We start from the raw sequence: 5,907 nt of genomic DNA, 5'->3' as shown, positions 1-5,907 counted from the left end.
GTCAACAAAACTGACAAATTGCAAGTTGGACGAATCGTCAACATTCCGAACTGGCACTTTGAGCGCGTAATTTTACCAGGACAACGGCTCCTCTTTGAGGCCCAGGTTGCAGGTTTATTGGAGGTGCATGTGATTACCAACTCCAGTACCAGCTTACTCAGTACTATTCCCTGCCCAGATCTGCAGATCAGTACAGATCTGATCAATCACTTGCTCAATCGACTGTCTTGAAGGCGAGAGTCAGGGCAGAAAGCAGAGGGCAGGTTAATGCGTTGCGGCAATGCCTGTAGCTTTTACCTTCTTCAAGAACAAGACCGTGATACCGCTTAACAAAAGGGCGCAGGCAATGAAGTAAAAGCAATCATTAAATGCCATCACATACGCTTCTCGGCGAACCATGTTGCTCATGGTTTCAATAGCCTGTTGTTGAGCCGTTGCCAGGTCGGCCCCCTTGCTGACAAAATACTGGGTCATTTGCTGAAGCCGCTCCTGGACAGCAGGACTGTAGATAGAAACCGCTTCTCCCAGACGGTTGGAGTGAAACTGTTGGCGATTGGTTAGCAGGGTAGCGATCGCGGCAATCCCGATCGACCCACCCAGATTTCGCATCATATTAAACAGCCCAGAAGCCGAACCTGCCTGGGAAGCCGGTAACCCAGCTGTGGCCACAGAAGACAAAGGCACCATAATCAGCGGTTGACCCATTGCCCGTACCAGTTGTGACCAGCGCAATTGATCCAGACCCGTCTGGTTAGTCAGGGTCGAGTTTATAAAGCAACTGACGGCAAACAGACTGATACCAAGAGCAATCAACACCCGCACATCAATTTTTTGCATCAGTTTGGGCACAAACGGAATAATCAATAACTGGGGAAAGCCCACCCACATCAGCACTTCCCCAATCTGCATGGCGTTGTATCCCTGAATCTGGCTGAGATATAAGGGCATGATGTAGACCGTGCCATATAGACCCAGTCCCAGGATGACATTAATCACGCTGGATAAACCGAAGTTGCGATGGGTCATCAGGCGCAGGTTAATAAAGGGCTTTTTGCGCGTCAGTTCAATCCAGAAAAAGATCGCCAGAAAGATCACCGCGATCGCCGTTAAGCGCACAATCAGTACCGAGCCAAACCAATCCTTACGGCTGCCCTCTTCTAAGACAATCTGGAGTGATCCCAGACCGATCGCCATGGCAATAATGCCGCCCCAATCCCCTTCTTTCAGCAAGTGCAGTTGCATGGGTTTGGGTTCGATCGCATACCAGACCGCTGCCAGCAATAACAGGCCAGGAATCAGGTTGATGTAGAAGACATAATGCCAGCTAAAGTTTTCCGTCAACCAGCCGCCAAAGGTAGGGCCGATGGAGGGGGCAAAGGTAGCCGTGATCGCAAACAGGGCCATGCCGATCGGCTGCTTGGCGGGCGGCAGGGTGGTCAACAGTACGGTAAAGGCCATCGGAATCAAAATCCCGCCAGTAAATCCCTGCAATGCCCGAAACATAATCATGGAGGGTAAACTCCAGGCCGCGGCACACAGCATGGAGAACCCGATAAATAGAGTCGCATTCACCAACACGTAACGGCGCACCGAGAAGACCTGGGACAACCACCCGGTCAGTGGAATGACGACAATTTCCGCCACCAGATAAGCCGTCGAGATCCAAGAACCTTCCTCCAACGTCGCTCCCAGAGCAGCCTGAATATCCTTTAAAGAGGAATTTGTAATCTGGATATCCAGCACCGCCATGAACGCACCCAGGACTGTTCCCCAGACCCCAATCCAGGTTTTAAATGAAACGCGATCGCTGGGTGGTTGAGTGGTAAGAGAGGTAGCCACAAAAAATCTCCGGTTTTACGCATTAGTCTGGGGTAGAATCCCAATCTGGTAGTAAATGGGACGGATCTGTTTTCTAAAAGTGGGAAGCTGGCGGATAAACAGCAGCGATCCGATGACACTCAGCACGCCACCGATGAATAAAGTATGGGGAGCACCGATTTGTTGAGCAAGTCCTCCGGCCGAGAGATTGCCTAAAGTAGCCATACCCGTAAGCGCCATCAGGAAGAAGCTCATGACACGGCCCCGCTTATCTTCCTCCACGATCGTTTGCAAGAGCGTATTACTGGACGTGCGTTGCAACATTAGACTCATTCCCAGTAAAAACAAGGCCAATAAGGACAACCACAGCATCCGGGAGAGGGCAAAGGTCATGAGGGCGGCTCCCAACAGGGCGGGTGCGATCGCAATCAGCCTCCCTAAACCCAACACACTGCTGCGGGAACTGAGATAGACCGCAGCGATTAAAGCGCCGAATCCAGTTGCAGCCATCATCAGTCCTAATATGGTCGATCCTCCATGAAAAATCTGTGCGGCAAAAATAGGCACCAATACAAGGTAGGGCATTCCTACCAAACTGGTGGGTGCCACAAGAGATAAAATTGCCCGCATTGGGGGAAATCCAAAGGCATAATGAAATCCTTCTTGAAGCTTCTGCCAGAGCGTTCCAGTCGATTGAGCGGAGGCGCCACGCGCCAGTAGGGGTAATTTCATTGCCAATAACCCTGCCAGCACTGCCAGATAACTGAGGCCATCCAGCAGAAAGCAGGTGCCTGCCCCCAGTGAGGCAATCACGATCCCGGCGATCGCTGGCCCCACCAATCGTGCGCCGCTGAAAATGGAGGAATTGAGGGCGATCGCATTCCCCACGTCTTCCTTGTGATCGACCATCTGCACCACAAACGCCTGCCGCGCGGGCATATCCAGGGCATTCACAGTCCCCTGAAAGACACTCAGCGCCATCACCTGCCAGACATCAATCTGGTCAGTAAAGGCTAGAAACGCCAGCGCCAGAGATTGCAGCATCGCCAGAAACTGGGTCAGTAAAATCGTGCGGTGACGATTCCAGCGATCGACCAGTACTCCGGCGATCGGGGTTAATAAAAAATTGGGGAGTTGGCTGGCAAACCCTACCACTCCCAACATCCAGGCGGAATGGCTAAGGGAATAGACCAGCCAGATAGTAGCCGTTTGCGTCATCCAGTTGCCGATCAGGGAAATGGCTTGACCTGTAAAGAAGAGGCGATAATTTCTGGAGCGCAGTGCCCGCGAAATGGATTGCAATGGTTTCCTCCTGCTACGTCATTCCCTTTGTTCTAACGTAAGTTCGACAAACCTCCCTCTCCGACATGGAAAGGGAGGCGCAACGAAAGAACCGCCTTACTTCAAATCGACGGTGACAACGGCAGACATCCCTGGTGCAATCATCGACTCATAGCCCTTGATACTTTGAGAATCGAAAACAATCTTGACCGGAATCCGTTGTACCACCTTGGTAAAGTTACCCGTGGCATTATCCGGTGGTAGCAGAGCAAACTCAGATCCTGAAGCAGGAGCAATACTATCGACCCGCCCCTCAAATTTCTTGCCAGGGAAGGAGTCCAACTTGATCTCCACTTTCTGACCGGGACGCATCTTACTTAACTGAGTTTCTTTGAAGTTCGCTGTCACCCAGTATTCATTACTGACCAGTGCCATCAACGGAGTACCCGGTTGGACTTGCTGACCCACTTCTACCGTTTTGCGGCCAATCTTGCCATCGGCTGGAGCCAGAATCTTGGTGTAAGAGAGTTGTTGCTGGGCATTTTTGAGCACCACCTGAGCTTGAGCGATCGCCATTTGCGCCGTGCTAAAATCACTGCGGCTGACCTGAGTTTGAATGCTCTTTGCCTGTGCCTGTTGTATGCCCCCCTGCGCGGCTGTCAATCCCGCTTGAGCCGTGGCAACGGCTTGTCGAGCTTGCGCCAGTTTGGCCTGAGCCTGCCGTACCGCTTCTTGACTTGCATTTATTTGCGCCTGGGTCACTTGATAGGCTTGCCGTGCTGTATCTAAATCTCGCTGTGTTACCGCCCCTTCGTTAAACAGGGTGGCGAAACGGTTGAAATCAGCCTGCGCTTTTTGCCAGTTGGCTTGCGCCTGAGCCAGTTGAGCCTGGGCTTGCGGTACTCCTGCCTGGGCTTCTATCACCTGAGCTTGAGCCTGAGCGATCGCCGCCTGCGCCTTCGCTACATCACCTTGAGACTGTGTGCCAGCAGCTTCCGCGTTTTTAGCAGACAGAGCAACATTCACCTGAGCCGTATTTGCCTTCTGTTGCGCCGCTGCCAGATCGGCCTGAGCTTGTTGCAGCTTAATCTGGTAGTCGGTTGGATCTAATTTCACCAGTAACTGACCTTTCTTCACCAGTTGGTTATCGTTTACCAGCACATCCTGCACCGTACCGGGAATGCGGGCACTGATCTGATGAATATGGCCAGCAACTGTAGCGTCGTCTGTTTCTTCATGGCTGGAAGCATATTGCCAGTAGTTGTATCCGAAGGCTCCCGCTGCGATCGCCCCCAAACCAGCAACGGCCAGAATCGCTTTAATCGGTCGGTGCTTGGGAAGTAGAGGAGTCGGTTCAGCAGCAGCCCCTGCAGTGGGGGTGGCAGACGAAGCAAGCTGAGGAGACTCTAATACAGATCCGGGGGACTGGGAATCCCAATCTTTTGAAGCTTCTAATGGACAAGGATCTAAATTATTGAGCGTACCAGGCTCTACCGCGTGTACCCGACCATTGCCATTGAGGGACGGGGCATCCGAGCATTTCATGGTGTTACCTCTCGTGGAGTCATAAACAACGTCAGCCAGATAAACTAAGACCAAAGAATTATTTATTACGTATACTTAGTTTCTATCTGCTAACAATATAGCACGTTTTTATTTCGTATCCGTACTTCATAAGAAAGGATGTCCTCTAAATCCTGGGATTGATCGCAACTTCTCTCAATCGTCAAGAAATAGTAATGGCTGGCTTACCCACCCTGTTTGTGTCATGGTCTACAGTAAACGCCTGAGGACAAATCAGGCTGATGGCGAATGCAACCGCTCGTATCCCCCCAGAAAGAGCAACCAGATAACCACGACAATCCAATGAATCACTACGGGCGTCCAGAGAAAGCCACTTTGCAAGTAGGACAGTGAGCAGACCGCGCCCAAAAATCCGGCGGCCATCAGACAAACAGGACTCAGGAACGTGGTGCGACTGGCCGGAAAAAAGGTGAAGGAATTTAAGGGATGGGACAGCACGAAGATCAGCAGGGCGATCGTCCCCCACAACCATTGCCCATCTGGAGAGACACCTTCACCTGGATGAGATAATAACAGCACCCGAAACACCACTTCCTCAAACATGGATGGCATCACCAGTGCAACGGCAATCACCCCGACTTGCTCTTTACACTCAGTTGGGATGCGTTGACTCGGACAAACCCCAGCCCGAAGGTAATTGGAACTGTGATTACACTGTAGATCCCCAATAACACAGCCGCATATAGCCACGCCTCCAGCGACGCTGGAGTTTGCCAGGCGGATACCAACCGCTGCACTAGAAACTGAATCACAGGTGACCGCATATCAACCCTTCCTTATCTAGCCTGTACTATAAAGTCGTCGTCACGGATGAAGAACCCGAAGCGTTAAATGGCTTTGAGAGTCAGTGATCGAAGTAACGAGTTTCGATCCTTGCACCATCCATGAGAAGTTGAGAATTTTTTGCGTTAGCATTGCTGGCATAACCCAAGTAGCTTATGCTTTTTAATTGAGATTAAATTTCAATTAAAAAGTCGGGAGTGAAGTTGGAAAAAATAAACATTACAAGACGCACTTTGTTGGCGTTGGACACTGCGATCGTGGCTATTGCAGCCAGTTCGTTTGCTCAGTATCCACTGGTAAACGCTCAGGCGAATCGGGTGCTTAATCTCTACTCTGCTCGTCATTATGATGCAGATAACACGCTGTACCAGGGATTTACTAACCGAACTGGAATTAGAGTGAACTTGGTTGAGGCTCCCGCCGACAAGTTGATCGAACGGA

General features: G+C 51.2%; 6 protein-coding genes and 1 pseudogene. 2 read left to right on the top strand and 5 right to left on the bottom strand.

Annotation, left to right across the window (positions count from 1 at the left end; translation table 11 throughout):
* A partial coding sequence (locus tag ACUVQO_RS22120; protein WP_445927984.1) for a DUF1830 domain-containing protein occupies positions 1–231 on the top strand: 231 nt, incomplete at its 5' end.
* A 33-nt stretch (positions 232–264) separates the two neighbouring features.
* Here the strand turns inward: ACUVQO_RS22120 and ACUVQO_RS22115 are convergent.
* The 5 genes from ACUVQO_RS22115 to ACUVQO_RS22095 form a co-directional block, all read right to left on the bottom strand.
* The gene (locus tag ACUVQO_RS22115; RefSeq protein ID WP_445927983.1) at positions 265–1,839 is read right to left on the bottom strand and encodes an MDR family MFS transporter; all 1,575 of its coding nucleotides are present in this window, start codon (positions 1,837–1,839) and stop codon (positions 265–267) included.
* Between the two features lie 15 nt (positions 1,840–1,854).
* Positions 1,855–3,120, bottom strand: a complete 1,266-nt coding sequence (locus tag ACUVQO_RS22110) for an MFS transporter (RefSeq protein WP_445927982.1) — start codon at positions 3,118–3,120, stop codon at positions 1,855–1,857.
* A gap of 96 nt (positions 3,121–3,216) precedes the next feature.
* The gene (locus ACUVQO_RS22105; protein ID WP_445927981.1) at positions 3,217–4,644 is read right to left on the bottom strand and encodes an HlyD family secretion protein; all 1,428 of its coding nucleotides are present in this window, start codon (positions 4,642–4,644) and stop codon (positions 3,217–3,219) included.
* A gap of 252 nt (positions 4,645–4,896) precedes the next feature.
* A complete protein-coding gene (locus ACUVQO_RS22100) occupies positions 4,897–5,256 on the bottom strand; it encodes a CPBP family glutamic-type intramembrane protease (protein WP_445927980.1) in 360 nt (119 codons plus the stop codon).
* Complete coding sequence (locus ACUVQO_RS22095) at positions 5,253–5,447, bottom strand: hypothetical protein (protein WP_445927979.1); 195 nt, start codon at positions 5,445–5,447, stop codon at positions 5,253–5,255. Before ACUVQO_RS22095 ends, ACUVQO_RS22100 begins: the two co-directional genes overlap by 4 nt.
* A gap of 255 nt (positions 5,448–5,702) precedes the next feature.
* On the opposite strand from ACUVQO_RS22095, the pseudogene ACUVQO_RS22090 reads away from it, so the two are divergent.
* Positions 5,703–5,907 (top strand): annotated as a pseudogene (locus ACUVQO_RS22090) (Fe(3+) ABC transporter substrate-binding protein); the annotation flags it as partial.

It is taken from the genome of Leptodesmis sp., assembly GCF_052746595.1.
The sequence above is the reverse complement of the archived record's forward strand: the minus strand, read 5'-3'. Positions and strand labels throughout refer to the sequence as shown.

Coding starts and splice junctions, on each gene's coding strand:
- ACUVQO_RS22105 (WP_445927981.1), bottom strand. CDS start 4,644: ATGAAATGCTCGGATGCCCCGTCCCTCAATGGCAATGGTCGGGTACAC.
- ACUVQO_RS22095 (WP_445927979.1), bottom strand. CDS start 5,447: ATGCGGTCACCTGTGATTCAGTTTCTAGTGCAGCGGTTGGTATCCGCC.